Genomic DNA, 25,248 nt, shown 5'->3' with positions numbered 1-25,248 from the left:
CCGCTCCGCGCTCAGGCGCCGTGCTCGCGCGGACCGGGCTGGGGCGCGCGGTAACCCGAGGTGCCGGGCTGCGGGTAGGCCTGGGTGGGCGCCTCGGATCCGTTGTAGCCGGGCGTGTGCCCGTTGCCGGCCGGGCCGTGTCCCGGAGCGGTCGGGATACCCGCCGCCCCCTTCGCCTTCTTCGCCACACCGTCGATCTGGGAGCGGTACTTGCCCTTGGTCTGCTTGTCGACGAACGCGGCGGCCTGGTCGAGGTACTTGCCCGCCTTGTCGGGGTTGCTCTTCGCGTACCGGCGCGCCGCCTCCGCGGCCGTGGCCAGCGTGGCCAGCTTCCTGAACAGGGGCATGTCGTCCTCCAGTTGTCGTGCCGTCACGCGGACAACGCACGCGCGGTGCCGCCGGGTTCCTGGACTACCCACCCTAGACCCGGCATCACGCATGCCCGCTGTTCGCGCCGCCGGGGTCCTCGGGGGTCCCGGGTGGGAGTTGCCGGTGAACATCCGCGCGCGGGTACGGCGTGCAGGTCCCCGGAGGGGTCGACCCGGTTGCGGCGCGACACGCCGTCGATCCGACCAGTTCGGTGGCGATCGTGGAACGCGCGACCGCCGGACGACGATGGAGAAAGATGTACCGCCACCTCCCGGCTCTCGTGGCCATGGTGTGCGCGGCCGCGGTGCTGTCCACCGCCTGCGGCTCCGCCCGCGACGCCACGTCCGCCCTCACCCTGACATCCACGCCGGTTCCGACGGCTCGGCCGTCGGTGATCGCCGCGCCCACCACCACCGTGCCGCCGACCACCACAGTGCCGCCGACCACCACCGCGACGCCCCCGCCACCGGTCACCACGGAAAGGGTCACCGTCGAGCCGACCACGACCGAGCCGGTCGTGGTCGAGCCGGCCGAGGTCGAGCCCGAGCCGGCCCCGGAGGGGCAGCGGTCTCCGGACCCGGAGCCGACCCCCGCAACGGACGACCCGGGCGAGCAGGACGCCGCAGGCTGCAACGTCAACTACGACCCGTGCGTGCCCGACGACCCGAAGGACGTCGACTGCGCGGGCGGGTCCGGCAACGGGCCGTCCTACGTGCGCGGACCGGTGCAGGTCACCGGCGAGGACGTCTACGGCCTCGACGCCGACGACGACGGCACCGGCTGCGAGTAGTCAGCGCGGCAGGCGGCCCATCAGGAAGAACTCCGGGTTCGGGCGCAGTGCCGTCAGGTGCGCGAGGCGGTTGGACATCGCGAACAGGGCCGTGATCGCCCCGATGTCCCAGATCTCGTCCTCCGAGAGCCCGGCCAGGCGCGCGTCGTCGATCTCGGCCTCGGTGAGGGACGCCGAGTCCGTGGCGACGAGCAGCGCCAGATCCACGATCGCGCGCTCGCGCGGGCTGAGCTCGGCTCCGTAGGGGTTGGTCGCGACGCGGTCGGCGACCTCGGCGTCCTTCGTCCGCACCCGCAGGATCGCCCCGTGGGCCACGACGCAGTAGGTGCAGTGGTTGGCGCCCGACGTGGCGACGACGATCAGCTCGCGCTCCGCCTTGCTCAGCCCGTCGGAGCTCTCCATCAGCGCGTCGTGGTAGTCCAGGAACGCGCGCAGCTCGGCGGGCCGGCGGGCCAGCGCCCGGAAGACGTTGGGCACGAAGCCCGACTTCTCGGCGATCGCGCCGATGCGCTCGCGCAGGTCCTCGGGCATGTCCTCCAGCTCGACGTGTCCGAACCGGCTCACCTCATGCATGTGTCCCATAGCGCTCGACCGTAGCGCCCCGAGCGGGGACCATTCGGGCATGGCCGTTTCCGAGGAGACCCGCCACCGCCTGTCGGAGTGGTGTGCCGCACGCATTCCCGACGCGGAGCGCGCGCATCGCCAGATCGGATACACGATCCAGGGGTCGGAGGTCACGATCACCGACCGGCGGGCGCCGAGCCGTCCCGAACTCGGCGGCGGGTGGACGACCACGCCGCTGGCCCGGCTGCACCTCGACGACGCGGGCGGCTGGTCGCTGCTCCGCTCGCGCGCCGACGACCGGTGGGAACGCATCGCGGACGGGGACGACCCGATCGCGTTGCTGGCGACCGTGAGCGAGGACCCTCAGGCCCCGGCCTGACCCACCGCGGACACCCCGGCGGCGGCCCGGGCCGACGCGAGCCGGACGACCCGCCCCGACGTCCGCGCGGCCTGGCCGCGGATCACCAGCGCCGACGCCCGGTGCAGCACGCTGAGCAGGCTGGGGGAGGTCTCGGCCTCCCCGGCCGGGTCGACCGTGGCGATCATGCGAGGAGCCACGGAGGCGAGCAGCAGCCGCTCCACACCCAGGCGGGCGGCCCCGACGACGACCACCACGTCCGCGCTGTCCGGCGGCGGCACGGCGGACAGGAGGGCGCCGGTGTGCATGAAGCACACGAACCCGAAGGCGGCGCTGCCGTGCTCGGGCGAGGAGTCCCAGGCCTGGGCCAGTACCGGTGAGCTGGTCCGCAGCCGGTCCAGCAGCTCGGCGCGGCGTGCCCCGTCGCGCTGTTCGCGGCGGGCGGCGCCCATGGCCTCGACCGCGGCCGCGTACCGGGCGGCGTCGTGCTCGCGCAACGCCTGGACCGCCATGGCGTGCTCGGGTGCGGTGGCCGCGACCGGGGCGAGGGCCGCGAGGCCCGCGGCGACCGCGGCGAGTCGCCGGGCCGCCTCGTCGGCCGAACCGTGCTCGGCGTAGTCGAGGATGGCGGCGGCCACGTCGGCGGCGGACCCGACATCGGGCACGGAGAGCGGCGAGTCGGCGGCCAGGAACAGCACGTCGTGGCGCAGCGCCCCGACCGAGCGTGCCGCGGCGGCGACCCGGCCCAGGCCCTCCGCCAGGTCGGCGAGGTGCTCGGGGCCCCGCGGGGTGGGGATGCGCATCTCCCGGCAGCCGGCGTCGATGCGGAGCAGGCGCTCCCCGAGCTCGAGGTGGTCGAGCACGCGCAGCAGGTCGGTCTCGCCTGCGGGCTCGCGGTCACCCACCCGGATCAGCCGCAGCAGCGGCTGCACCTCCCGCTGCAGCGACGGCCGGAAGTAGGTCCGGGCGCGGCCACCGCCCTTGAGGAACCGGTGGTAGCTGATCAGGAGCTCGACGCCCTCGCTCGGGATGGCCCCGACGAGCGTGACCGGCTCCGACCGGCGGCGCGCCGCCACGATGGCCGCGGCCTGGACGGTGTCCTCCAGCGTGCGGTCGAAGGCGGCCCGGTGCCGGGTGTGGATGAGGTGCCCGAGCAGCTCCCACTCCCAGCCGTGCTCGCGGCGGGAGCCGAGCGCGTCCAACCGCGCGACGACGCACCGCGCGATGGCGGTGACCGCCTCGCGGCGTTCCTCCTCGACGCCCCCGAGCAGCGTGGGGATCATCGAGACGGCCGTGACGGCGGGAGCGTGATCGGCCTGCGCGCACAGCCGCTCGACATCGGCCACCGAGGGCAGCGCCTCGTCGGGGGGCAGCTGCTGGTCGACGCGGGCCCGCGCCGACGCCGTGGTGGTGGCCAGCAGCCTGCGCAGCTCGCGCAGCTCGGCGGCGGGCAGGCCCGGCAGGGCGTCGGCGACCCGTCCGGTCGACACCCGGCTGCGGACCTCGGCCAGCTCGTCGTCGGTCTCGGCGGTGACGAGCACGCGCCTGCCGTCGGCGACGAGGGCGGCGATCGCCTGGGCCACCACGGACGGGCCGGCCTCGTCGAGGACGACGAGGGCGTTGGCCTGCATGGCCGGGACGACGGACGTGGGGTCGTCGACGGGATGCCGGGGCGCGGGCGGGGCGTCGGTCACGGAGGCGGCGAGGGCCTCGGCCAGCCGGCGCAGGCCGGGAGGCTGCGTCCCGGCCCGGATGGCGCGGCCGATCTGTTCGCGGGCCACCATCGTGGCGCGCTCGCCCTGACCGGCTGCGGCGAGGCGCTCGACGAAGACGAGGAGGTCCTCGGCGTCCTCTCCGGCACAACCGTGCTCCCGCACGCTCACCGGCCCGACGTCCATCACCTGGTCACCTCCACCCGTCGACGCCGGTGCGGCGACGACCACCCTTCGTATCGCAGGGTTTCACAGGATGTTGCACTCCCGTCGGGTGGCGCGGCAATCCGACGACGGCGAAAGGTCACTCTCAGCGCTGTTCGGCCACTCGATCGAGTGAACGGTCCATGAACAGCGTCCATCCGTCACAACGACCTCCGCGCGCGCCGTGCGGTCGACCGGACGGGTCGACCGGTCGCCGGCGGCGCGCGGCCGGGCCGCGCGCCGCCGTGGGTCCGTGCGGTCGATCAGGCGCCGAGACGGAGCTTGAGGGCCTCCAGCTCGTCGCGCATGGACGTGGGGAGCCCGTCGCCGATCTTGTCGAACCACTCCTCGATGAGCGGGATCTCGGCCTTCCACTCCTCGACGTCGACGGCGAGCGCGGCGTCGATGTCGGCCACGGCGGCGTCGAGGCCGTCGAGGTCCATCTGGTCGGAGGTCGGGACGTAGCCGATCGCGGTCTCGGTGGCCGCGGCCGTGCCCTCCATGCGCTCGATGCACCACTTGAGGACGCGGCTGTTCTCGCCGAACCCGGGCCACAGGAACTGGCCCTCGTCGCCCCGGCGGAACCAGTTGACGTAGAAGATCCTGGGCAGCTTGTCCGCGTCCGCCCCCTTGCCGACGTCGACCCAGTGCTGGAAGTACTCGCCCGCGTTGTAGCCGAGGAACGGCAGCATCGCCATCGGGTCGCGACGGACCTCGCCGAGCCCGCCCGTGGCCGCCGCGGTCTTCTCGCTCGACATGGTGGCGCCCATGAACGTGCCGTGCTGCCAGTCACGCGCCTCGGTGACCAGCGGGACCGTGGTCTTGCGCCGCCCGCCGAACAGGATCGCCGAGATCGGGACACCCTGCGGGTCCTCCCACTCCGGCGCCACGACCGGGCACTGCGCGATCGGCGTCGTGTAGCGGGAGTTGGGGTGGGCGGCAGGTGTGGCGGAGTCCGGCGTCCACTCCTCGCCGGTCCACGACGTCAGGTGCGCGGGCTCACCCTCCAGGCCCTCCCACCACACGTCGCCGTCGTCGGTGAGCGCGACGTTCGTGAACAGCGAGTTGCCCTTCTCGATCGTCCTCATCGCGTTCGGGTTCGTCTTCCAGTTGGTGCCCGGCGCGACGCCGAAGAACCCGTACTCCGGGTTGACCGCGTAGAGCCGGCCGTCCTCGCCGAAGCGCATCCAGGCGATGTCGTCGCCGACGGTCTCGGCGCGCCAGCCCGGGATGGTGGGCTGCAGCATCGCGAGGTTGGTCTTGCCGCAGGCCGACGGGAACGCCGCCGCCACGTAGTAGGCCTTGTCCTCGGGTGAGATCAGCTTGAGGATCAGCATGTGCTCGGCGAGCCAGCCCTCGTCGTGGGCGATGGCCGAGGCGATGCGCAGCGCGTAGCACTTCTTGCCGAGCAGGGCGTTGCCGCCGTAGCCGGATCCGAAGCTCCAGATCTCGCGGGTCTCCGGGAAGTGGGAGATGTACTTGGTCTCGTTGCACGGCCACGGGACGTCGGCCTGGCCGGGCTCCAGCGGCGCGCCGACGGAGTGCAGGCACCTGACGAAGGTGTCACCGCGCTCGGCGAACAGCGGCAGGACGGACGCGCCCATCCGCGTCATGATCTTCATCGAGGCCACGACGTACTCGGAGTCGGTGATCTCCACGCCGAGCATCGGCGGGGTGGCGTCGAGCGGCCCCATGCAGAACGGGATCACATACATCGTGCGTCCGCGCATGCTGCCGCGGTACAGCTGCGACATCGTCGACTTCATCTCGGCGGGGTCGACCCAGTTGTTCGTCGGTCCGGCACCGTCCTCCTGTGCCGTGCAGATGAAGGTGCGCTCCTCGACACGGGCGACGTCTTCGGGATCCGAGACGGCCCAGAACGAATTCGGCTTCTTCGACAGGCGGGTGAACGTGCCGGCCTCGACGAGCGCGGTCGTCGTGCGCTCCCACTCCTCGTCGGAGCCATCCACCCAGACGACCCGGTCGGGCGTGGTGAGTTCGGCCACCTCACGGACCCAGGACAGCAGGGACGTGTTGTCGGTCGGCGTCTCGTCGAGCCCTGGCACGGTCGCTGCTGTCATGTCGTCCTGTCTCCTCGCCGGCGCACCGGAGTTCTGCGGGAATGCTGCCGCACACCCGAGCCGAACAACGCGGGTGTGCCACTGGAAGATGAATGACGACGGTACCGGCGGTGTCCGCCTTTCCCCACCGTCGATCACTGTCGATTCACTCACAGGACCGATCATGTAATCGATTCAGAACAGTCCGTGGGGCGAATTCCCGCCGCGGTGTGTGAAGCGGCACGTGGAGGGGTACCCCCCTTCCGGCCCCTGGACCGGTACAGGCCCCCGCGCGTACCGTTTCGACCGTATTCGCGGACCGGGAGCCGCGGAGGGACGAGGGAGCTGGATGAGCGACACCGGCATGTACATCACGCTTCTGGTCGTCGCGATCGCGCTCACGTTCCTCGTGGGACGACTGCTGGTGACGGCGGGTGAGCCGTTCCTGCAGGAGGTCTTCCAGGACCGGTCGGTGACCCGGTCGGTCAACCTGCTGCTCTCGGTGCTGTTCCATCTGATCACCCTCGGCGTGCTGGCGATCATCTCGGTCGTCGAGATCGGCGACCAGCCGCCCCTCCAGCAGTTCGTGGTCAAGCTCGGGATCGTGCTGCTCGTGCTGGGCATCGCCTACGGCGTCTCGATGCTGGTGCTGATCCGCGTGCGGGAGCGGCGGCGCGCGTCGCAGATCTCCGAGCAGGTCCAGGAGCGGCTGGCCGAGCGCGCGGCCCCCGCCCCGCAGCCCGCGCCCCAGATCAGCACCCAGCCGGTGATCCCCAAGCAACTCTGAGCCCGGTGCGCCGGCTCTCGGCGCCCGGGATGGCGCCGGTGATCGCCGCCCTCTCCTGACCGCCGCCGACCCGCGGCTACACCCGCACCGGTCGTAGCCCCATCACCACCGCCACCGCGACGGCCACGAGCACGGCCGCGCCGACCGACGCCGTGACGCCCACGCCCCCGGTGAAGGCGTCCCGCGCCGAGGCCAGCAGCGCCCGCCCGTCGACCCCGCCGACGCGTGAGGCCGCGCCGACCGCGCCGCCGAGCGTCTCGCGGGCCGCGGCGGCACAGGTCGGGCCGATGCTGGTGGGCACGGCGACCGCGCCCCGGTACACGGCGGCCAGGACACTGCCCAGCACCGCGGTGCCCAGCACGGCGCCGATCTCGTAGGCCGTCTCGGAGACCGCGGCCGCGGACCCGGCCCGGTCCGGGGGCGCCGCGGCCAGGATGGCGTCGTTCGTGATCGTCTCGGAGAGCCCGATGCCCCCTCCGACGAGCACCGCCGCGACCGCGAGCAGCCCCACCTCGGAACCTCCGTCGAGCAGTGCGGCGAGCCCGAACCCGGCCGCGGCGAGCAGCAACCCGGCCGGCACGAGTGCGCGCAACGGGAAGCGGCGGGCGAGCCGGGTGGCCGCCAGTCCCGCGACGACGGTCAGCGCGAAGCCCGGGAGGAGCACCATCCCGGCGTCGAGCGGGGCCATTCCCACCACGAGCAGCAGGTACTGCGCGGAGAAGAACAGCAGCCCGGTCAGCGCGAACATCGTGGTCGCGTTGGCCAACGCCGAGAGCCGCAACACGGGCGAGGCGAACAGCGTGACGTCGAGCAGCGGCTCCTCGCCCGCGGCGATCCGGGCCCGCGCGCGCCGCACGAACAGCACCGCGGCCCCGACCCCGATCCCGAACGACAGCGCGACGGCGCCGGTGATCCCGTCGTGCGCCACGGTCTTCACGGCGAACACGGTCGGTCCCATCGCCAGCAGGGACAGCAGCACGCCGTAGGGATCGAGCCGCCCGGGCCGCTCCATCCTCGACTCCGGCAGCACGAGGGCGCCGGCCACCAGGATCACGACCATCACCGGCACGTTGACCAGGAACACCGAGCCCCACCAGAAGTGCTCCAGCAGCAGGCCACCCACGATCGGTCCGAGCGCCGCACCCGCGGCGAACCCGGTGGCCCAGACCGCGACCGCCAGCCGTCGCTGGGTCCGGTCCAGGAACAGGGTGCGCAGCAGCGCCAGCGTCGCGGGCATCAGCATCGCGCCGAAGAACCCGAGCAGTGCCCGCGCCGCGACCAGGTGCGCAGGGTCGGTCGCGAACGTCGCCGCCAGCGAGACGGCCCCGAACCCGGACACGCCGATCAGCAGGATGCGGCGGCGCCCGATCCGGTCGCCCAGCGTGCCCATCGTGACCAGCAGGCCGGCCAGCACGAGGGGGTAGGCGTCGACGATCCACAGCTGCTGGGTGGCCGAGGGGGCCAGTGCGGTGCTGATCGCGGGCAGCGCGAAGCCGAGGACGGTGTTGTCGATCGCCACGAGCAGGGTCGGCAGGAACAGCACGGCGAGCCCGAACCACTCGCGGCGACCCGCGCGGGGGGCGGTCGAGGACGGACGGTGGACGGCGACGGTCATGGCGGGATCCTCACAGGTTTGTATACCGTCCAGACGGTACAGTGGTCCCGGAAATTCCCGATCACGGTGCGTCGTCGGCCCCGTCACCCCGCCCGCTCCTAGACTCGGCCGATGACAGGCGCCCGGGACCGCGTGCTGGACGCGTACGAGACGCTGCTCATCGGCCACGGCCCCGGCTCGGCCACCCTCGACGCCGTCGCCGCGGCCGCCGAGGTGTCCAAGGGCGGGCTGCTCTACCACTTCGCATCGAAGGACGCGCTGGTCACGGGCCTGCTGGACCGGCTGCGCGAGCGCAGCGCCGCCGACGCCGACGCCATCCGCACCGCCCCGGACGGAGCCGTGGACTACTACATCCGCACGTCGGCCCCGGGCGGCGGGCAGCCCGGGGGCGTCACCCGTACCTACCTCGCCGTCCTGCGCATCGCCGACGGCAGCGAGACCGGCCAGGCCGTGCGCGAGGCACTGGCGGTGGTGCACGCCGAGGAGTACGACGCCCTGCACGCCGAGCTCGCCGACCCCGTGCTGGCCTGGATCGCCCAGCTCGTCGGCGACGGGCTCTACCTGCGCACGCTCACCGGAACGCCGCTGCCCACCGAGCTGACGGTCGACGCGCTGCTCGCCCGCATGCGCCGCTACCTGCCCGATACCCCGGCCGGCGGACGCGGCCTACCCGAAGATCCAGCGTGACGTCGGGCGCGTGTCCTGCTCGTGCGCCACGACCACGACCGGAGCGCGGGCGATCGCGGGCACGGGGATGGGCAGGCGGTGCGTGGTGACGTTCCAGTAGCGGCTCTCCGGGTCGCCGTCGCGCCAGGCGTTGGCCAGTCGAGCCGTCGCCTCGGCGTCCGCGCGGCGGCGCGGTCGGGGGCGCATGTTGCACCGCTCGCGCACGGCGCGGTCCAGCGCCCGCCAGGCGTCGTCCGCGGTCGTGTGCACGCTCACCGTCGGCTCACCGTCGGTCTGCCCCACCAGCAGGGTGTAGGCACTGACCATCTCGTAGGACACGGGCAGGCCCTCTCTCTAGAACCAGGTTCCCCGCGACGTCCTCGGCGCGTTCGCACAGTCAACGGCATGCACCCCGGTCGGGTGCGCACCGCCGCGCCCGGGTTCGCCCGACGGTGTGTATCACGCGGCGTATGCGACCGATCACTCCACCTGCACCACCCATCCCGGTGGTCCCGCGCGCGGAACCGCGCTCCGCGCGCTGCCGGCGGCGCGCGAAGCCCGAGCGGGCGCGCAGACGCCGGCGGGCCCGAGACACTGCCGCCCGAACCGGCCGACCGGGTCCGGACGGTCGTCTCCGGTCACCGCCCCAGCGACACCGACGACATCGTGAACTCCGGCACGCGGACCGGCGGCATCGCGGCGCGGGTGAACCAGTCCTTCCACTCCCGCGGCAGGGTGCGCTGCGTGGCGCCGACCTCGGTGGTCTGGCGCAGCACGTCGAACGGGGAGTGGTTGAACCGGAAGTTGTGGTCGACCTCGCCGACGATCTCGCCGCCCTCCACCAGGTAGACGCCGTCGCGGGTGAGGCCGGTGAGCAACAGGGTGGCCGGGTCGACCAGCCGGATGTACCACAGGCAGGTCAGCAGCAGGCCCCGCTCGGTGCGGGCGACCATCTCCTCGATCGGCACGGTGCTGCCGCCGGTGAGCAGCAGGTTGTCGCCCGGCGGGGTGAACGCCGTGCCGAACTCGGCGGCCTCGGCGCGGGAGTAGCCGAGCTCGGCGAGCACGCCGTCGCGGACCCACTCGGTGCGTCCGTGCTCGGCGCCGTTGTCGAACACGCTGACGCCCTCGCCGGATCGGGTGGTCGCCAGGAACGGCCCGTAGGCGAGCCCGGGAGCGGCCGGGTCGCAGGCCAGCGTCAGCGGGAGGTCGGACAGCCGCTCGCCGACGCGCGGCCCGTGCGGCCCGGCGAGCGCGCTGCGCCCCTCCTGTGCGGGTCGTCCCTCCATCGACCAGGCCAGGTAGATCATCAGATCGGCGACGGCCGACGGGGGCAGCAGCGTCTCGTAGCGCCCGGCCCGCAGCTCGACGCGGCGCGTGCCCCAGTCCAGGCGGCGGGCGGCCTCCGACGCGAGCGCGACGACGTCGACGTCGGCGAAGTCGGCGGTGGACGCCCCGACCCAGGCGGAGCCCGAGAGGTCCGGCGTCTTCGCGTTCAGCTCCACCGACCCGGTCGGCTGCACCCACCGGCGGCGCACCCCGGCGGACGTGCCGAGCCACACCGTGGCGAGCTCGTGCGTGGCGAAACCGTACTGGCGCTGCGGGCCGCGCAGCACCTCGGCCAGGCCCTCGGCGAGCGGCCCGAACACCCCGATCGAGGTCTCGGCGGCGCCCTCGTCCCAGGCCGGGTCGCTGGTCACCGGGGTCGGCAGCGGCATCGCGTCCTGCGCCGGGCCGGCGTCGCGGGCGGAGGCCTCGGCGGCGCGCACCAGGTCGGCGAGCTGCGCCGCGTCGGCGACGACCACGCTGGAGCTGACGACCCCCGCCGCCGTGCCGCCCTCGACGGCGACCAGCGCGATCACGGCGACCTCGCCGGACGTGGTGTGCCCGTTGGTGGTCATCGTGGAGTTGGCCCAGCGCAGCACGGCCTCGCTCGACTCGCGGACGAGCACGACGCACCCGTGCAGGTGCGCGGCCGCCGCGAGGGTGCGCTCGACGATCTCCTGCGGTCGCATCAGGCGCTCTCCTCCTGCGTGTTGAGCACGTTCACCCCGCGGAAGCGCGCCGACGGGCAGCCGTGGCTCACCGCCGCGACCTGCCCGGGCTGGGCCTTGCCGCAGTTCATCGCTCCGTGCAGCACCCACGTGGACGGCCCGCCGACGGCGTCGAGCGAGCGCCAGAAGTCGGTGGTGGTGGCCTGGTAGGCGATGTCGCGCAGCTGCCCGGCCAGCTCGCCGTTCTCGATCCGGAAGAACCGCTGCCCGGTGAACTGGAAGTTGTAGCGCTGCATGTCGATCGACCAGGACTTGTCACCGACGACGTAGATCCCGCGCTCGACGCCTGCGATCAGCTCCGCGGTGGAGGTGTCGCGCGCCGGGTCCGGTTGCAGCGACACGTTCGCCATCCGCTGGATGGGCACGTGGTGCGGGGAGTCGGCGTACGCGCACCCGTTGGAGCGCTCCAGGCCCAGCCGCGGCGCGAACGTGCGGTCGAGCTGGTAGCCGACGAGGGTGCCGTCGCGGACGAGGTCCCACTCGGTGGTCCGCACGCCGTCGTCGTCGTAGCCGACGGTGGCCAGCCCGTGCGGCACGGTGCGGTCGCCGGTGACGTGCATGTGCTCGGAGCCGTAGCGCAGGGTGCCCAGGAGATCCGGCGTGGCGAAGCTGGACCCCGCGTACGCGGCCTCGTAGCCGATGGCGCGGTCGTACTCGGTGGCGTGCCCGACCGACTCGTGGATCGTGAGCCACAGGTTGGTGGGGTCGATGACCAGGTCGTACGCCCCCGCGGTGACGCTCGGCGCCCTCGTCTTCTCGGCCAGCAGCCCGGGCACCTGCGCGAGCTCGGCGTCCCAGTCCCAGCCGGTGCCCGTCAGGTACTCCCACCCGCGGCCGGCGGGCGGGGCCAGCGAGCTCATCGTCTCGAACCCACCTGCGGCGCGGTCCACGGCGGTCGCGGTGAACGACGGCGCGATCCGCACGCGCTGCTGGGTGGTGGAGGTGCCGGTGAGGTCGGCGTAGAACTTGTTCTCCCGGACCTGCGCGACGCCCGCCTGTACGTGGTCGACGCCGTCGGAGGCCAGCAGCCGCCGCGACCACTCGGCGAGCAGCTCCACCTTCTCCCGCGTGGGCACCGCGAACGGGTCGACGTCGTATGCGGAGATCCACTCGACGCCCGCGTGCACCGGCTCGTCCGCGCGCTCCACGCGCTCGATCGCCACCGGCGCGAGCGTGCGCGCCACCTGCACGGCCCGCTCGGCGGTGGCGACGGCGCGCACGGTGGTCAGCTCGCCGTGCGAGGCGAAGCCCCACACCCCGTCGACGATCACGCGTACCGCGAGCCCGACGGTGACGTCGTCGGAGACGCCGGTGACCGAACCGTCCCGCAGGGAGATCGACTGCGTGACGATGCGCTCCACGCGCAGGTCGGCGTGCTGCGCGCCCAGCTCACGGGCGCGCCCGAGGGCGGCATCGGCGAGCGCGGCGAGCGGCAGGGCCCGGAACTCCGGATCGAGCGGCATGATCCCCAACCTACGTGGACGGCGGGCCGACGGAGCAGGGCCGGGTCAGGACCAGCCGCGCCACCAGCGGCTCAGCAGCGCGACCAGCGTCGGCGGCTCGGCGCAGGCCTCGACCTCGACGGACGTGCCGCCGTCGGGCCCGATCCGCAGGATCTGGTCGCCGAGACCGTCGTCGTCGAGGTCGGTGTGCAGCAGCAGGTCCTCCCCGTCGTCGGCGAACACCGAGTCGGGGGTGCCGTCGGCGTCGCTGTCGAGACCCGCGGTGACGTCGGGACCGGCGCAGTCGGGCACGTCGGCGGGGCGGCGGGCCCGGTCAGGCGGGAGCACCGGACACCTCCCGGGGCGCGAGCAGCGCCAGCTCGGCGCGGACGTCGGCCCGGCGGCGGGCGGCCGCGGCCTCCAGTACCGGACCCACGTCGGCGGCGAGCGCGGCGGTGCGCCTGCCGAGTTCCGCGTCGATCCGGGCCTGCAGCGCCACGAGCAGCTCGGCGGACCAGCTCCGCATCCGGGCGCGGCGCAGGGCGGCCCGCCGGGCGCCCAGCACCGTCGCGAGCACCAGCACCCCGGCACCGAGGGCCGGGAGCAGCACCGCGGGCCCCGCCGGGCCGGTGAGCGGGGCCACCGCGACGGGAAGCACGGCCAGCCGCCAGGCGCCGGCGTCGGCCACGACGTCGAGCACCCGGACCGGCGGCGGTGGCTGCGGGAGGGCCCTACCGGGAGGCTCGACCGCGACCGGCCACTGCACCGGCAACTCCCGGTGCAGCGCGACCCGTAGCACCGCCTCGCCGGCCGCCGCCGCCCACCGCGCGTACGCCCGTACCTCGACCGCGCGGGCCGCGTCCACGACGAGCGCGGGGTCGTGCCGGACGTCGATCTGGTGGCGCAGGTCGGTGAGATCGGCGGCCGTCGCGGCCGCGGCCCCGGCCCGGGCGAGCACCAGGGCGTCGCGCAGCTCGGCGCGCAGCCCGGGTCCGAGCAGCCGTTCCCGGCCGCGCAGTTCGGCGCGGCGGGCGGCCACCGCCTCGGCGTATCGATCCCGCATGGGACACACGGTGGCAGGCGGGAGCCGGTCCGCGGGGCCGAACGGGAAAACCCGCTGCGTAACCTGTGGTGTCGTGAGCGCCACCATCCCGACGTTCGTGCACCACCGCAGCCGGCTGACCGAGGGCCAGCAGCGGGCATGGGACCGGCTCTGGCCGGTGCACGGGCGGGACGTGGCCGACGTCGTCGCCGGGGAGTACGACCCGGTCGTGTGGTTCGGCCGGGAGGCGCCGCTGGTGCTGGAGATCGGGTCCGGGATGGGCGAGTCGACGGCGGCGCTCGCCCTCGCCGCCCCCGAGCACGACCACCTGGCCGTGGAGGTGTTCGAGCCGGGCCTCGCCCAGCTGCTCATGCGCATCGAGGACGCCGGGCTGACCAACCTGGCGTTGCTGCGGGGCGACGCCGTGACGCTGCTGCGCGAACGGGTTCCCGCCGGCTCGCTGGCCGTCGTACGGATCTTCTTCCCGGACCCCTGGCCCAAGCGCCGGCACCGCAAGCGCCGCCTGGTGCAGCCCGAGACCGTGGCGCTCGTGGCGTCGCGGATCGCGCCGGGAGGAACCCTGCACCTGGCCACCGACTGGGCCGACTACGCCACCCAGATGCGGACCGTGTGCGACGCCGATCCCCGGCTGGAGGGGGGTGTGGTCGCGCGGCCACCGTGGCGTCCGGTCACCAAGTTCGAGGAGCGCGCCCGCATCGAGGGCCGTGACGTGCACGATCTCCTCTACCACCTCCGTGGCGACGGGCCACCTTCCGATCTCTCACAGTGACCGGGTAGTAATGTCCGGGGCCCCGTCGGGGTGGCCTGCGGAGTGACGAGCAAGGAGCGTGTGTGACGGCACTGGTGGATCCTGACACCGTCGTACCGGCACCGCGCACCTGTCCGGTGAGCCACGCGCCCACGACGGCCCCGCCGCGTGGCGAGGTCGACCGCGCCGCGGCGGAGGCGTTCCTCGTGCAGTTCCACTCCGAGACGACACCGGCGCAGACGCTGGCGGCCCGGCTCGCCGAGGTGGACCGCGAGATCGAGGCCGGCGGCACCTACGTGCACACGCTCGACGAGCTGCGCTTCGGGGCCCGCGTGGCCTGGCGCAACGCCGCACGCTGCATCGGGCGGCTCTACTGGAACAGCCTGCACGTGCGTGACCGGCGCACCGTGGCCGCGCCCGGCGAGGTCGCCGCCGAGTGCGTCGAGCACCTGCGCGTCGCCACCCGCGGCGGCCGGATCAGGTCCGCGATCACGATCTTCGCCCCGGACCGGCCCGGCGACCCGGGTCCGGTCATCCACAACGACCAGCTCGTCCGCTACGCCGGTCACCGCACGGCGAGCGGGCACGTGCGCGGCGACGGCCGCTACGTGGACTTCACCGACCGCGTCGTCGGCATGGGATGGCAGCGACCCGACCCGCCCGGACGCTTCGACGTCCTGCCACTGGTCGTCTCCCGCGGGGACGCCGCCCCGGAGATGTACGACGTGCCGCCCGACGCGGTGCTGGAGGTGCCGCTGTCGCACCCCGACCTGCCGTGGTTCGCCGAGCTGCGGCTGCGCTGGCACGCCGTGCCCGCGATCAGCAACATGCCGCTGGAGATCGGCGGCATCACCTACCCGGCCGCTCCGTTCAACGGCTGGTACATGGGCACCGAGATCGGCGCCCGCAACCTCGCCGACGCCGACCGCTACGACCTGCTCCCGGTGATCGGCCGGCGGCTCGGCCTCGACACCAGTTCCGAGCGCACGATGTGGCGCGACCGGGCGCTGGTGGAGATGGTGCGCGCGGTGCAGCACTCGTTCGACGCCGCCGGCGTCACCATGGCCGACCACCACAGCGAGTCCCAGCGCTTCCTCACCCACGTCGAGCGCGAGGAGAGTGCGGGGCGCAGCTGCCCGGCGGACTGGAGCTGGATCGTGCCCCCGGTCTCCGGCGGACTCACACCGGTCTACCACCGCTACTACGCCGAGCCGGACCCGGCCACGCGCCCGGCCTACCTGCCGCCGCAGGCCTGAGGCCCTCGACGCCCGACGACGACCCGGGGCGGGGGCCGATGAGGCCGTGATCGTCGTCTCGGAACGCGCAGGCGTGCCGGAGCCCGCTGCGCGTCCCGAAATGGTGATCACCCCGGCGCCTGCCGGAGCGGGGGTCGGGTCAGGTCAGGTCAGCTTCTGGCCCGTCGACCGGAGGTTCTCGCAGGCCAGAGTGACGCGCTCGGCCATGTTCAGCTCGGCGGCCTTGAGGTACGAGCGGGGGTCGTAGGCCTTCTTGTTGCCGACCTCGCCGTCCACCTTCAGCACGCCGTCGTAGTTGCCGAACATGTGCCCGGCGATCGGGCGGGTGAAGGCGTACTGCGTGTCGGTGTCGACGTTCATCTTCACCACGCCGTAGTCGAGCGCCTCGTGGATCTCCTCGATCAGCGAGCCCGACCCGCCGTGGAAGACCAGGTCGAACGGCTTGGCGTCGGCCGCGAGCCCGAGCTTGGAGATGGCGACCTCCTGACCCTGCTTGAGGATCTCCGGACGCAGCTTCACGTTGCCCGGCTTGTAGACGCCGTGCACGTTGCCGAACGTGGCGGCCAGCAGGTAGCGCCCCTTCTCGCCGACACCGAGCGCGTCGATCGTGGCCTCGTAGTCGCCGGGGGCGGTGTAGAGCTTGTCGTTGATGTCGTTGGCGACCCCGTCCTCCTCGCCGCCGACGACCCCGATCTCGACCTCGAGGATGATCTTCGCAGCCACGGCCAGCTCCAGCAGCTCCGAGGCGATCTTCAGGTTCTCGTGCAGCTCCGTGGCCGAGCCGTCCCACATGTGGCTCTGGAACAGCGGATTCTCCCCGCGGTCCACCCGCTCCTGGCTGATCGCGATCAGCGGGCGGACGAAACCGTCCAGCTTGTCCTTGGGGCAGTGGTCGGTGTGCAGCGCGACGTTGACCGGGTACTGCTTCGCGACGACGTGGGCGAACTCGGCCAGCGCCGTCGAGCCCACGACCATGTCCTTGACCCGCGTGCCGGACAGGAACTCCGCCCCGCCGGTGGAGACCTGGATGATGCCGTCGCTCTCCGCTTCCGCGAAGCCACGCAGGGCTGCGTTGAGCGTCTCGCTGCTCGTCACGTTGATGGCGGGGTAGGCGAACTGGCCGCTCTTGGCGTTGTCCAGCATCTGGTTGTAGATCTCGGGCGTGGCGATAGGCACGGGTGAGGCCTCCTCAGCGGTCGCGGTTCCGGTGGCAGTATCCCGCACCGGGGCGGGTGCGCGGGGCACTAACATGGTCCCGTGGTCGCCGACGGTATCGAGCGCGCCGTCGAGCAGACACTGAGCCGGCTGCGCCGCCTCGACGCGCGCCCGCCCGAACCCGGCCCGGTCGACGCGCCGCGTACGCTGGCCGATCTGTACCGCGACCACCGGATGCGGTTCGTCCGCCTGGCCGTGCTGCTCGTCGACGACCCGGCCACCGCCGAGGACGTGGTGCAGGAGGCGTTCGCCGGGCTGCACCGGCACTGGGCCGGGCTGCGCGACGAGGCCGCGGCCGTCGGCTACCTGCGCACGGCGGTCGTCAACGGGTCGCGGTCGGTGCTGCGCCGCCGCCGCACCGCGCGCGAGTACGTGCCGCCGCACCAGGTCACCGCCCGCTCGGCGGAGTCGCTGGCGATGCTGTCCGCCGAGCACCAGGCCGTCGTCGACGCACTCTCGACGCTGCCGCCGCGCCAGCGCGAGGTGCTGGTGCTGCGCTACTACGGTGGGCTGTCGGAGGCCGAGATCGCCGACGCCACCGGCATCAGCCGCGGCACCGTGAAGTCGACGGCGAGCCGCGCGCTCGACGCGGTGTCCCACGTGCTGCGCCCCGCAGGAGGAACGGTATGACCGCCGATCCGGAACGTCGCCTGTCCGAGGCACTGCGGGCCCAGGCCCGTGGGGGCGGCCGGTCGGCCGCGCCGATGCGCGATGGACCGGCCCGATCGTCGGCGACGTCGGTACGCACCGCGCTGGTGATCGCTCTGCTCGGCGGCGCGGTGCTCGGGACGGCACTCGCCCTGCTGTCGCTGCTGACACCGGGTCTGCTGCCCACGCTCGGCTGATCCACCTACCCGGTACCGTCTCGCCCCGTGCCCGTGACGACGCTCAGGCACGTGGTCCGCACTCAGGAGTTCTTCGACAGGTACGGCGCCCGGGCCATCGTCCTGGGCCGCTTCGTGCCGATCGTCCGCACGTTCATCACGGTGATGGCAGGCGTCAGCTGGATGGACGCCCGCCGCGACTTCACCTACTCCCTCGTCGGCGGCGTCCTGTGGGCCGCGGGGGTCACGCTGCTCGGGCTCTGGCTCGGCCGGTTCGCGTTCGTCCGCGACGACATCGAGCTGATGCTGATCCTGATCGTCTTCGTGTCGCTCCTGCCGATCGTCGTGGAGATCGTCCGGTCCCGGCGCAGCAGCGGCGGGGCGCCCGCCGCGCGCTGACGCGCGACCCGCGCCGGCCGTGGCCGAATCCGTGGGATACCCGTCGTTGACGCCACGGCGCGGCCGCGCGACCGTGGACGCGTGCCCGTCCACCGCGTCGTCCTCCCCCTCTTCGACGGGTTCCAGCCGCTCGACGTCACCGGGCCGCACGACGTCCTGACCAGCGCTTGCGGCGCGGAGAACGGCGTCCGCTACGAGGTCACGCTCGTCGCACGCGAGCCCGGGCCCGTCCGGTCCGCGGGCGGGCTGCAGATCGTCGCCACCGCCGGGCTCCCGGAGACCGGGACGATCGGCACGCTGCTCGTGCCCGGCGGCCCCGGCAGCCGCACCGCCGTGGGCGACCCGGATCTCGTCGCCTGGCTGGGCCGCGCCGCCCGCCGGGCGCAGCGCGTGGCGTCGGTGTGCACCGGCGCGTTCCTGCTCGCAGCCGCGGGGTTGCTGGACGGCGTGCCGACCGCCACCCACTGGCGCTGGGCGGACGCGCTGCAACGGCGCTTCCCCGCCGTCGACGTCCGGCCCGACCCCATCCACGTGCGCTGTGGTCGCATCTGGACCTCGGCGGGCGTCACGGCCGGCATCGACCTCGCGCTCGCGCTCCTGGAGGCCGACCACGGACCGGAGGTCGCGCAGCTCGTGGCCCGCGAGATGGTCGTGTTCCTGCGCAGGGCGGGCGGGCAGAGCCAGTTCGCGGCGCCGGTCTGGGCCGATCCCGCGCCGCGGCCGTCGGTCCGTGCCGCACAGGACCTCATCCATGCCGACCCCGCCGCAGACCTGCGTATTCCCGTCCTGGCCGCGCACGTCGGGATGAGCGAGCGGCACTTCGGCCGCGAGTTCACCCGCCTGCTCGGCTGCCCGCCCGGCGACTACGTCGAGCAGGTCCGCGTCGACACCGCCCGGCGGCTGCTGGAGTCCGAGCCGCTGCTCGTCGGCGTCGCCGCGGCGCGGGCCGGATTCGGCTCCGCCGAGACGATGCGGCGCGCGTTCCTGCGCCGGCTCGGCGTGCCCCCCGACCACTACCGGCGGCACTTCGCCGCCACCACAACCCGAGAGGACGACTCATGCAGGTCGCCATCCCGATCTTCCCGCGCCTGACTGCGCTCGACGCCATCGGGCCCTACGAGGTGCTGCAGCGCATCCCGTCCATCGACGTCACGTTCGTCGGCGAGCGGCGCGGCGAGGTGCGCACCGAGAACGGCTTCCTCGGGCTCAGCGTCGACGCCACGTTCGACGAGGTGCCCGCGCCCGACGTCGTCGTCGTGCCCGGCGGGGTCGGCACCCGCGTCCTGCTCGACCGCGACAACCCGATCGTCGCCTGGGTCCGCGCCGCGCATCCGGGCACCCGGTTCACGACGTCGGTGTGCAGTGGATCGCTGGTGCTCGCGGCGGCGGGGCTGCTCGACGGGCTCACGGCGACCACCCACTGGGGCGGGGCCATGACGGCGCTGGGCGGGCTCGGCGGCGCCGTACCCGTGACCCAACGGGTGGTGGAGCACCTGCCCGAACGGATCATCACCGCGGCCGGGGTGTCGTCGGGCATCGACATGGCGATCCGGCTCGTCGAGCTGCTCGTCGACGACGTGGCGGCGCAGGCCGCGCAGACCTACATCGAGTACGACCCGCAGCCGCCGTTCCCGGCCGGGCACCCGAGCAAGGTGGGCCCCGAGGTCATGGCTCGGATCGCCGAGTACACCGCGGTGCGGTCCTGACCGCACCGATCGTGGACGGATAGTGACCGGGGCCGACCGCGCACCTGGTGAGCCGATTCTGTCGGTGCCCGGGCCTACCGTGCCGCCATGGACAGCCCCGAACGCTTCACCCACCAGGTCGACCAGTACGACGCCTGGCAGCGCGAGACGATCCGCCGCCACGGCTGGGCCCTGCAGGCCGTGAGCGGCGACGACGAGTCACCACCGTTCGTCTACACCGTCGGACTCACCGGGTTCGGCCATCCGGAACTCATCCTGTTCGCCACCTCGCAGGCCACGGCGGCCACGGTGCTCAACGATCTCGGCGAGCTGGTGCGGGCCGGTCACGTGCTGACCCCCGGGCAACGGGTGCCGGTGCGCAGCGGCGACGTGCACCTGCTCTCGTTCCCCGAGTCGGCCGACTGGCTCTACGTGGCCAACGGTCTCTACCGGGCCCCGGGCGCGGCGCCGGTCCCGGCGCTGCTGGTGGTGCCCGCCGACGAGCTGGCCGTCACGCCCGGGGAGGACCGGCCGTGCGCCTGCTGCGGATGACCGTCACCAGGCACGGCTCAGGTCCGCGTGCTGGCGGATCCAGGCGTGCATCGCGACGCCCGCGGCCACCCCCGCGTTGATCGAGCGCGTGGAGCCGAACTGCGCGATCGACACCGTCATGGCCGCGGCGTCCCGGGCGTCGCGGGTCACTCCTGGGCCCTCCTGCCCGAACAGCAGCAGGCACTCGCGCGGCAGCTGCGCGGTCTCCAGCCGCTCGGCGTCGGCGGCGTTGTCCACGGCCACGATCGCGAGTCCCCGCTCCCGCGCGAACGCCACCAGCGCGGCCACGTCGGCGTGGTGGCGCACGTCGAGGTAGCGGTCGGTCACCATCGCGCCGCGGCGGTTCCAGCGTCTACGTCCCACGATGTGCACCCCGGCGGCCGCGAAGGCGTTGGCGGTGCGCACCACCGTCCCGATGTTGTGGTCGTGCCCGAAGTTCTCGATCGCCACGTGGAACGGGTGCGCCCGCGCGGCGAGGTCGGCGGCGACCGCGTCCCGTCGCCAGTACCGGTAGGCGTCCACCACGTTGCGGGTGTCGCCGGCGTCGAGCAGGTCGGGGTCGTACCGGGCGTCGTCGGGGCGTTCACCCGGCCACGGCCCCACACCCACCTGCCCCGGCACCGCCCACTCGCTGGGCCCGACCGGCTCGTCCATGTGGTCACACCGTCCGGAAGTACTTGACGGTGGGCAGCGCCGTGAAGCCCGCGCGCTCGTAGGTCGCCCTCGCCGGGGCGTGGCCCGGGTCGCCGCCGGTCTCGACCATCGCCGTCGTCATGCCCCGGTCGGCGATCCACCGCACCGCGAACGACGTGAGCGCCGACGCGACGCCCCGGCGCTGGTGCGAGGGGTCCACGGCGAGCATGTGGATCTCCCCCATGCGGTCGGGCTCGTGGAGCTGCATGGCGGTGAAGCCCGCGACGGTGTCCTCGACGTCGGCGACCCACACGTGCACGTGCTCGGCCCCGCAGGCCCGCTCCACCGCCTCCCGCTGGGTGTGCCGCCAGTCCGGGTGCTGGGCCTCGTACACCCCCGAGCCGCGCAGCACGTCGGCCACCGAGGCGAAGACGGGTTCCCAGGCGCGCAGTGACAGATCGACTACGGCATCGAGATTCCGCGTGGCGAACGGGCGGATCGTCGGTTCCATGCCTGGATACTGGCAGCAGCACCGTCCCGCTCCGAAGGTACGGGGCGCACCGACGGCGTGTCAGAGCAGCGGCGACCGTGGGCCGCTGATGCAGCACTTCGACGGGATCTGGCACTTCGACGGGATCTGGCATCCGGCCGCCCACCGGGCCCGTGTCGAGATCGAGGTGCGGCAGGAGCGCGCGGCGCCGACCCCCGCACGGGGGCGATCGACTCGTCTGAGGTCCCGCCGCGGGCCCGGCCCGCCGTCGTGTCCCGGCCCGGGTACGTCAGCGGGGGCGCCTACGCTGGCGCGATGGCGGTCAACCGGAGCCGCAGGGCGAGGGCGGCCCGCAGGCGCACCGTGCGCATGGCCCGCGTCGAGTACGACCTCAGCGACGAACAGTGGGTGGCGCTCCAGGTGGCCTGGGGCGGGTGTGCGTACTGCGGCGCGGTCGACCGGCCGCTGCAGCGGGACTGCGTGCTGGCGCTGTCGCGTGGTGGGCGCTACACCCTCGACAACATCGCCCCGGCCTGCGCCTCCTGCAACGCCAGCAAGTGCAACCACGAGGTCACCGGCTGGCTGCGACGCAAGCGCTACGACGAGCGCGCGTTCCTCGAGCGACACGTCGCGATCCGGGCGAGGCTCGCCCGCCGGTTCCCGGCGGCGGGCACCGGCGCGCCCGTCGACGTGTGACCTGCTGCATCCACGCGTCCTTGCCCCCGGATCCACGGGAAGAAGCCCCCATGAACGGCGTATCGGGCAGGCGGGACTTGACACGGGGTGGACGATAAAAAATCGGCGTGCTCTCCGTGGAATTGTTGGAGAACCGCCGAACCTGGACTCAGAGTAGATGCTGTGAGGGGCCTGTGTCAACTCAGGGGTACGACGAGGAATTGCGGTCCGAGCGGAGCCATGTGGCCGGGCTCTACGTGCGGCTCGATGCCGAGCGCGCGCGGGTCCGGGGCGAGTACGACGCGACGTTGCGCAGCCACGACGGGACGCCCGTGGAGCGTGACGTGCGGGTGCGGTGGACGGCCAGGGAGATCAAGCGGCTGGCCGTCGCCGACAACGGGCTGTGTTTCGGGCGGCTGGACACTGTTTCCGGGGACCATTCGTACATCGGCCGCATCGGGCTGTTCGACGAGGAGAACGGCTACGAGCCGCTGCTGCTGGATTGGCGGGCACCGGCGTCGCGGGCGTTCTACGTCGCCACCGCCGCGCACCCGGAGAACACGCGCAGGCGCCGCCAGTTCCATACGCGCGGCCGTCAGGTGGTCGATTTCACCGACGAGGTGTTCGGTGGGGACCCTCCCGGTGACGGGCGTGGGGACGCGGCGCTGCTCGCCGCGGTCGACGCGCCGCGCGGCGACGGGATGCGCGACATCGTCGCCACGATCCAGGCCGAGCAGGACGAGATCATCCGCCTGGACCACCCGGGCGTGCTGGTGATCGAGGGCGGTCCGGGCACCGGGAAGACCGTGGTGGCGCTGCACCGCGTCGCCTACCTGCTCTACACCCAGCGGGAGCGGATCGAGCGGGGTGGAGTGCTCGTGGTCGGGCCGAACCCGGGCTTCCTGCACCACATCGGCCGCGTGCTGCCCTCGCTGGGCGAGTCCGAGGTGGTGTTCATGACCACCGGCGACCTCGTGCCCGGCCTGCGGGTCACCGCGGAGGACACGCCGGAGGCCGCCCGGCTCAAGGGGTCGCTGGGCGTCCTCGACGTGCTCGCCGCAGCCGTCGCCGACCGGCAGCGGCGGCCCGAGCGCCCGCTGCCGATCGACCTGGCGGACGTCACGGTGCGGATCGACGCCGAGACCGTCGAGTGGGCCGCCGAGGAGGCGCGTGGGAGCGGGCTGCCCCACAACGAGGCCCGCGCGGTGTTCACCGAGATCGTCACGTACGTGCTCACCGAGCGGGCGGCGGGCCGGATCGGGCGGGGCTGGCTGACCCGAGCGGACCGCGCAGGTTGGGAGCAGCTGCGGACGGAGCTGCGGGCGGAGCTCGCCGAGCACGAGGCGTTCGCCGCGGCGCTCGACGAGCTGTGGCCGGTGCTCACGCCGGAGTCGCTGCTGGGGCCGCTGTACTCCTCTCCCGAGCGGCTGCGGGCGGCCGGCGCGGACCCGGCGTTGTACCGCGCCGACGGCGCGGCCTGGACGGTGGCGGACGTGCCGCTGCTCGACGAGCTGGTGGACCTCCTGGGCCGCGACCCGGCGTCCGACCGGGCCGCCGAGCGCGCGAACCGGCAGGAGCAACGCGCCGAGGCCGAGTACGCGGCCGGTGTGATGGACATCCTCGCGCTGGACCGTGAGGAGATGGACGAGGACGTCATGCTGGCCGCCCACAACCTGCTCTACGCCGAGGACCTGGCGGATCGCTTCGTCGAGCTCGACACCCGGGAGCTCGTCGAACGCGCCGCCGCGGACCGGGACTGGACCTATCGGCACGTCGTGGTCGACGAGGCCCAGGAGCTGTCCGAGATGGAGTGGCGGGTGCTGATGCGGCGCTGCCCGAGCCGGTCGTTCACCGTGGTCGGCGACCTCGCCCAGCGCCGGTCGCCGGCCGGTACGACGTCGTGGGAGGCGATGCTGGAGCCCTACGTGCCCGGCCGTTGGGTGTACCGCCCGCTGTCGGTGAACTACCGCACGCCGGCCGAGATCATGACCGTGGCCGCGGCACTGCTCGCCGACTTCGCACCGGAGGTGCGGCCACCGGACTCGGTCCGTGCCTGCGGCGTCCGGCCGTGGTCCCGGTCGGTCACCGCGGACGAACTGCCTGCGGCCGTCGAGGAGTTCGTGCGGGACGAGTCCGGGCGCGAGGGCACCAGCGTCGTGATCGGGCCGCCGGGAGTGCCCGGCGCGGTGGCGCCGTCGGACACGAAGGGCCTGGAGTTCGACGCCGTGCTGGTCGTGGAGCCGGAACGGATCCTCGCCGAGGGTCCACGCGGCGCGGCCGATCTCTACGTCGCGCTCACCCGCGCCACCCAACGCCTCGGCGTGCTGCACCGGGGCCCGCTGCCGCAGGCCCTGACCGGCCTTGCCGTCAGCCGGGAAGATCGATCGGCGGTGTCTCGCGGAGGACCGGTGTAGCGCCGACCGGGTCGAGGGCGGAGGCCGTGCTGACGAGGCAGAGCATCGGGTGGCCGACGAGCGCTGCGTACTGGGCCTGGCGCGCGATGATGTCGAGGATCATGTCGGCGAGCCGTGGGTGACCGATGGCGCGGACGCGGTCGTATCCGTCGATCATGATGGCGGTGCCGGTCGAGGCGGGGTCGCTGCCCCGCTCGAAGTGGGCGACGTCGGCGAGGCAGTCGTTCAGCGCGTCCAGGTTGCGGCCGTAGGTACGGGGGAAGTCGAGGGCCGCGGCGACGGCGTCGTGCAGATCGGCTTCCGTGCTCCAGTCCCGCGCCTCCAGCTGGTGCACGAGGTAGCCGAGGTCGCGGAGCAACGTGGAGGCGCGTCGCAGGGCGGCGCTGTCGTCGACACGGTGCATCGGGCCGTTCTGCAGGAGCCGGTAGTCGTAGCGCTGCCACCGGACGACGAACTCCGGGCCGGTGGCGGGGTCGAAGAGCAGACGGCGCGCCATCGCGTCATGCTCTCCTGCTCCCGTGCGGACTGTACGCCGGTTCGGTGCTGCAGGCCGCTTGCGCCGGCGCAGGTCCCGCAACCTGCCCCTCGTACCGGCCGCACTCCGGCGACACGCGCGCTACGAGCCGACCGCCGGCGATGTCCGCCGGACACAGCCGGACACCACAAGATCGCC

28 protein-coding genes are annotated in these 25,248 nt (G+C 73.4%); 14 read left to right on the top strand and 14 right to left on the bottom strand.

Annotated features, from left to right (window positions below):
* Positions 1-11: 11 nt before the first annotated feature.
* The gene (locus tag Q1K26_RS28920; protein ID WP_363320543.1) at positions 12-374 is read right to left on the bottom strand and encodes an antitoxin; all 363 of its coding nucleotides are present in this window, start codon (positions 372-374) and stop codon (positions 12-14) included.
* Between the two features lie 251 nt (positions 375-625).
* Between Q1K26_RS28920 and Q1K26_RS25720 the strand changes: the two genes are divergently transcribed.
* Positions 626-1,159, top strand: coding sequence for a hypothetical protein (locus Q1K26_RS25720; protein ID WP_300018361.1), 534 nt, complete (start codon positions 626-628; stop codon positions 1,157-1,159).
* Here Q1K26_RS25720 and Q1K26_RS25715 read toward each other — a convergent pair whose 3' ends face one another.
* Entirely contained in the window at positions 1,160-1,732 is a 573-nt protein-coding gene (locus tag Q1K26_RS25715) for a peroxidase-related enzyme (protein WP_300018459.1), read from the bottom strand.
* 49 nt (positions 1,733-1,781) lie between these two features.
* Here Q1K26_RS25715 and Q1K26_RS25710 point away from each other — a divergent pair, with 49 nt between their 5' ends.
* Complete coding sequence (locus tag Q1K26_RS25710) at positions 1,782-2,102, top strand: hypothetical protein (protein WP_300018358.1); 321 nt, start codon at positions 1,782-1,784, stop codon at positions 2,100-2,102.
* On the opposite strand, the gene Q1K26_RS25705 is transcribed toward Q1K26_RS25710, so the two are convergent.
* Positions 2,087-3,982 (bottom strand): hypothetical protein, encoded by a 1,896-nt coding sequence (locus Q1K26_RS25705; RefSeq protein ID WP_300018355.1) that lies wholly within the window; start codon positions 3,980-3,982, stop codon positions 2,087-2,089. The genes Q1K26_RS25710 and Q1K26_RS25705 overlap by 16 nt on opposite strands.
* Positions 3,983-4,260: 278 nt before the next feature.
* Positions 4,261-6,078 carry a phosphoenolpyruvate carboxykinase (GTP) gene (locus tag Q1K26_RS25700; protein ID WP_300018352.1) on the bottom strand — a complete coding sequence of 606 codons (1,818 nt, stop codon included), beginning with the start codon at positions 6,076-6,078 and terminating at the stop codon, positions 4,261-4,263.
* Between the two features lie 328 nt (positions 6,079-6,406).
* Between Q1K26_RS25700 and Q1K26_RS25695 the strand changes: the two genes are divergently transcribed.
* The gene (locus Q1K26_RS25695; RefSeq protein WP_300018349.1) at positions 6,407-6,844 is read left to right on the top strand and encodes a hypothetical protein; all 438 of its coding nucleotides are present in this window, start codon (positions 6,407-6,409) and stop codon (positions 6,842-6,844) included.
* Positions 6,845-6,920: 76 nt separating this feature from the next.
* On the opposite strand, the gene Q1K26_RS25690 is transcribed toward Q1K26_RS25695, so the two are convergent.
* Positions 6,921-8,459: an MFS transporter gene (locus tag Q1K26_RS25690; RefSeq protein WP_300018346.1), complete on the bottom strand. Its 1,539-nt coding sequence runs from the start codon at positions 8,457-8,459 to the stop codon at positions 6,921-6,923.
* Positions 8,460-8,570: 111 nt separating this feature from the next.
* Here Q1K26_RS25690 and Q1K26_RS25685 point away from each other — a divergent pair, with 111 nt between their 5' ends.
* The gene (locus Q1K26_RS25685) at positions 8,571-9,146 is read left to right on the top strand and encodes a TetR/AcrR family transcriptional regulator (protein WP_300018343.1); all 576 of its coding nucleotides are present in this window, start codon (positions 8,571-8,573) and stop codon (positions 9,144-9,146) included.
* Here Q1K26_RS25685 and Q1K26_RS25680 read toward each other — a convergent pair.
* The 5 genes from Q1K26_RS25680 to Q1K26_RS25660 all read right to left on the bottom strand — a co-directional run bounded on the left by Q1K26_RS25680 (position 9,126) and on the right by Q1K26_RS25660 (position 13,684).
* Positions 9,126-9,464, bottom strand: a complete 339-nt coding sequence (locus Q1K26_RS25680) for a hypothetical protein (protein ID WP_300018340.1) — start codon at positions 9,462-9,464, stop codon at positions 9,126-9,128. The genes Q1K26_RS25685 and Q1K26_RS25680 overlap by 21 nt on opposite strands.
* Positions 9,465-9,763: 299 nt before the next feature.
* Positions 9,764-11,140: a metallopeptidase TldD-related protein gene (locus tag Q1K26_RS25675; RefSeq protein WP_300018337.1), complete on the bottom strand. Its 1,377-nt coding sequence runs from the start codon at positions 11,138-11,140 to the stop codon at positions 9,764-9,766.
* A complete protein-coding gene (locus tag Q1K26_RS25670; protein WP_300018333.1) occupies positions 11,140-12,642 on the bottom strand; it encodes a TldD/PmbA family protein in 1,503 nt (500 codons plus the stop codon). Before Q1K26_RS25670 ends, Q1K26_RS25675 begins: the two co-directional genes overlap by 1 nt.
* A gap of 45 nt (positions 12,643-12,687) precedes the next feature.
* Complete coding sequence (locus Q1K26_RS25665) at positions 12,688-12,969, bottom strand: hypothetical protein (protein WP_300018330.1); 282 nt, start codon at positions 12,967-12,969, stop codon at positions 12,688-12,690.
* Positions 12,956-13,684 carry a hypothetical protein gene (locus Q1K26_RS25660; RefSeq protein WP_300018327.1) on the bottom strand — a complete coding sequence of 243 codons (729 nt, stop codon included), beginning with the start codon at positions 13,682-13,684 and terminating at the stop codon, positions 12,956-12,958. Before Q1K26_RS25660 ends, Q1K26_RS25665 begins: the two co-directional genes overlap by 14 nt.
* A 73-nt stretch (positions 13,685-13,757) precedes the next feature.
* On the opposite strand from Q1K26_RS25660, the gene trmB reads away from it, so the two are divergent.
* Both trmB and Q1K26_RS25650 read left to right on the top strand, forming a co-directional pair.
* A complete protein-coding gene (gene trmB, locus Q1K26_RS25655) occupies positions 13,758-14,453 on the top strand; it encodes a tRNA (guanosine(46)-N7)-methyltransferase TrmB (protein ID WP_300018324.1) in 696 nt (231 codons plus the stop codon).
* A 116-nt stretch (positions 14,454-14,569) separates the two neighbouring features.
* The gene (locus Q1K26_RS25650; protein ID WP_300018456.1) at positions 14,570-15,688 is read left to right on the top strand and encodes a nitric oxide synthase oxygenase; all 1,119 of its coding nucleotides are present in this window, start codon (positions 14,570-14,572) and stop codon (positions 15,686-15,688) included.
* 144 nt (positions 15,689-15,832) lie between these two features.
* Here the strand turns inward: Q1K26_RS25650 and fbaA are convergent, their stop codons facing one another.
* Positions 15,833-16,864 (bottom strand): class II fructose-bisphosphate aldolase, encoded by a 1,032-nt coding sequence (fbaA, locus tag Q1K26_RS25645; RefSeq protein ID WP_300018321.1) that lies wholly within the window; start codon positions 16,862-16,864, stop codon positions 15,833-15,835.
* Positions 16,865-16,945: 81 nt separating this feature from the next.
* Here fbaA and Q1K26_RS25640 point away from each other — a divergent pair, with 81 nt between their 5' ends.
* The 6 genes from Q1K26_RS25640 to Q1K26_RS25615 all read left to right on the top strand — a co-directional run bounded on the left by Q1K26_RS25640 (position 16,946) and on the right by Q1K26_RS25615 (position 20,363).
* Complete coding sequence (locus tag Q1K26_RS25640) at positions 16,946-17,533, top strand: SigE family RNA polymerase sigma factor (protein WP_300018319.1); 588 nt, start codon at positions 16,946-16,948, stop codon at positions 17,531-17,533.
* A complete protein-coding gene (locus Q1K26_RS25635; RefSeq protein ID WP_300018316.1) occupies positions 17,530-17,748 on the top strand; it encodes a hypothetical protein in 219 nt (72 codons plus the stop codon). The genes Q1K26_RS25640 and Q1K26_RS25635 overlap by 4 nt, the downstream gene beginning before the upstream one ends.
* A 33-nt stretch (positions 17,749-17,781) precedes the next feature.
* Positions 17,782-18,126, top strand: a complete 345-nt coding sequence (locus Q1K26_RS25630; protein ID WP_300018313.1) for a VTT domain-containing protein — start codon at positions 17,782-17,784, stop codon at positions 18,124-18,126.
* A gap of 81 nt (positions 18,127-18,207) precedes the next feature.
* Positions 18,208-19,218 carry a DJ-1/PfpI family protein gene (locus Q1K26_RS25625; protein WP_300018310.1) on the top strand — a complete coding sequence of 337 codons (1,011 nt, stop codon included), beginning with the start codon at positions 18,208-18,210 and terminating at the stop codon, positions 19,216-19,218.
* Positions 19,185-19,832, top strand: coding sequence for a DJ-1/PfpI family protein (locus Q1K26_RS25620; protein ID WP_300018307.1), 648 nt, complete (start codon positions 19,185-19,187; stop codon positions 19,830-19,832). The genes Q1K26_RS25625 and Q1K26_RS25620 overlap by 34 nt, the downstream gene beginning before the upstream one ends.
* An 87-nt stretch (positions 19,833-19,919) precedes the next feature.
* Complete coding sequence (locus tag Q1K26_RS25615) at positions 19,920-20,363, top strand: DUF4262 domain-containing protein (protein WP_300018304.1); 444 nt, start codon at positions 19,920-19,922, stop codon at positions 20,361-20,363.
* Between the two features lie 3 nt (positions 20,364-20,366).
* On the opposite strand, the gene Q1K26_RS25610 is transcribed toward Q1K26_RS25615, so the two are convergent.
* Both Q1K26_RS25610 and Q1K26_RS25605 read right to left on the bottom strand, forming a co-directional pair.
* The gene (locus Q1K26_RS25610) at positions 20,367-21,017 is read right to left on the bottom strand and encodes an RNA methyltransferase (protein WP_300018301.1); all 651 of its coding nucleotides are present in this window, start codon (positions 21,015-21,017) and stop codon (positions 20,367-20,369) included.
* Positions 21,018-21,021: 4 nt separating this feature from the next.
* Entirely contained in the window at positions 21,022-21,507 is a 486-nt protein-coding gene (locus tag Q1K26_RS25605) for a GNAT family N-acetyltransferase (protein WP_300018298.1), read from the bottom strand.
* A 294-nt stretch (positions 21,508-21,801) separates the two neighbouring features.
* Here Q1K26_RS25605 and Q1K26_RS25600 point away from each other — a divergent pair, with 294 nt between their 5' ends.
* The gene (locus tag Q1K26_RS25600) at positions 21,802-22,182 is read left to right on the top strand and encodes an HNH endonuclease signature motif containing protein (RefSeq protein WP_300018295.1); all 381 of its coding nucleotides are present in this window, start codon (positions 21,802-21,804) and stop codon (positions 22,180-22,182) included.
* 173 nt (positions 22,183-22,355) lie between these two features.
* Positions 22,356-24,575, top strand: coding sequence for an RNA polymerase recycling motor ATPase HelR (gene helR / locus Q1K26_RS25595; RefSeq protein WP_300018292.1), 2,220 nt, complete (start codon positions 22,356-22,358; stop codon positions 24,573-24,575).
* On the opposite strand, the gene Q1K26_RS25590 is transcribed toward helR, so the two are convergent.
* Positions 24,529-25,071 carry a barstar family protein gene (locus Q1K26_RS25590; RefSeq protein WP_300018267.1) on the bottom strand — a complete coding sequence of 181 codons (543 nt, stop codon included), beginning with the start codon at positions 25,069-25,071 and terminating at the stop codon, positions 24,529-24,531. The two genes, helR and Q1K26_RS25590, sit on opposite strands and share 47 nt — an antisense overlap.
* Positions 25,072-25,248: the final 177 nt, after the last annotated feature.

The sequence above is a fragment of the Pseudonocardia sp. genome (assembly GCF_029263155.1).
Taxonomy (GTDB): Bacteria; Actinomycetota; Actinomycetes; order Mycobacteriales; family Pseudonocardiaceae; genus Pseudonocardia.
The sequence above is the reverse complement of the archived record's forward strand: the minus strand, read 5'-3'. Positions and strand labels throughout refer to the sequence as shown.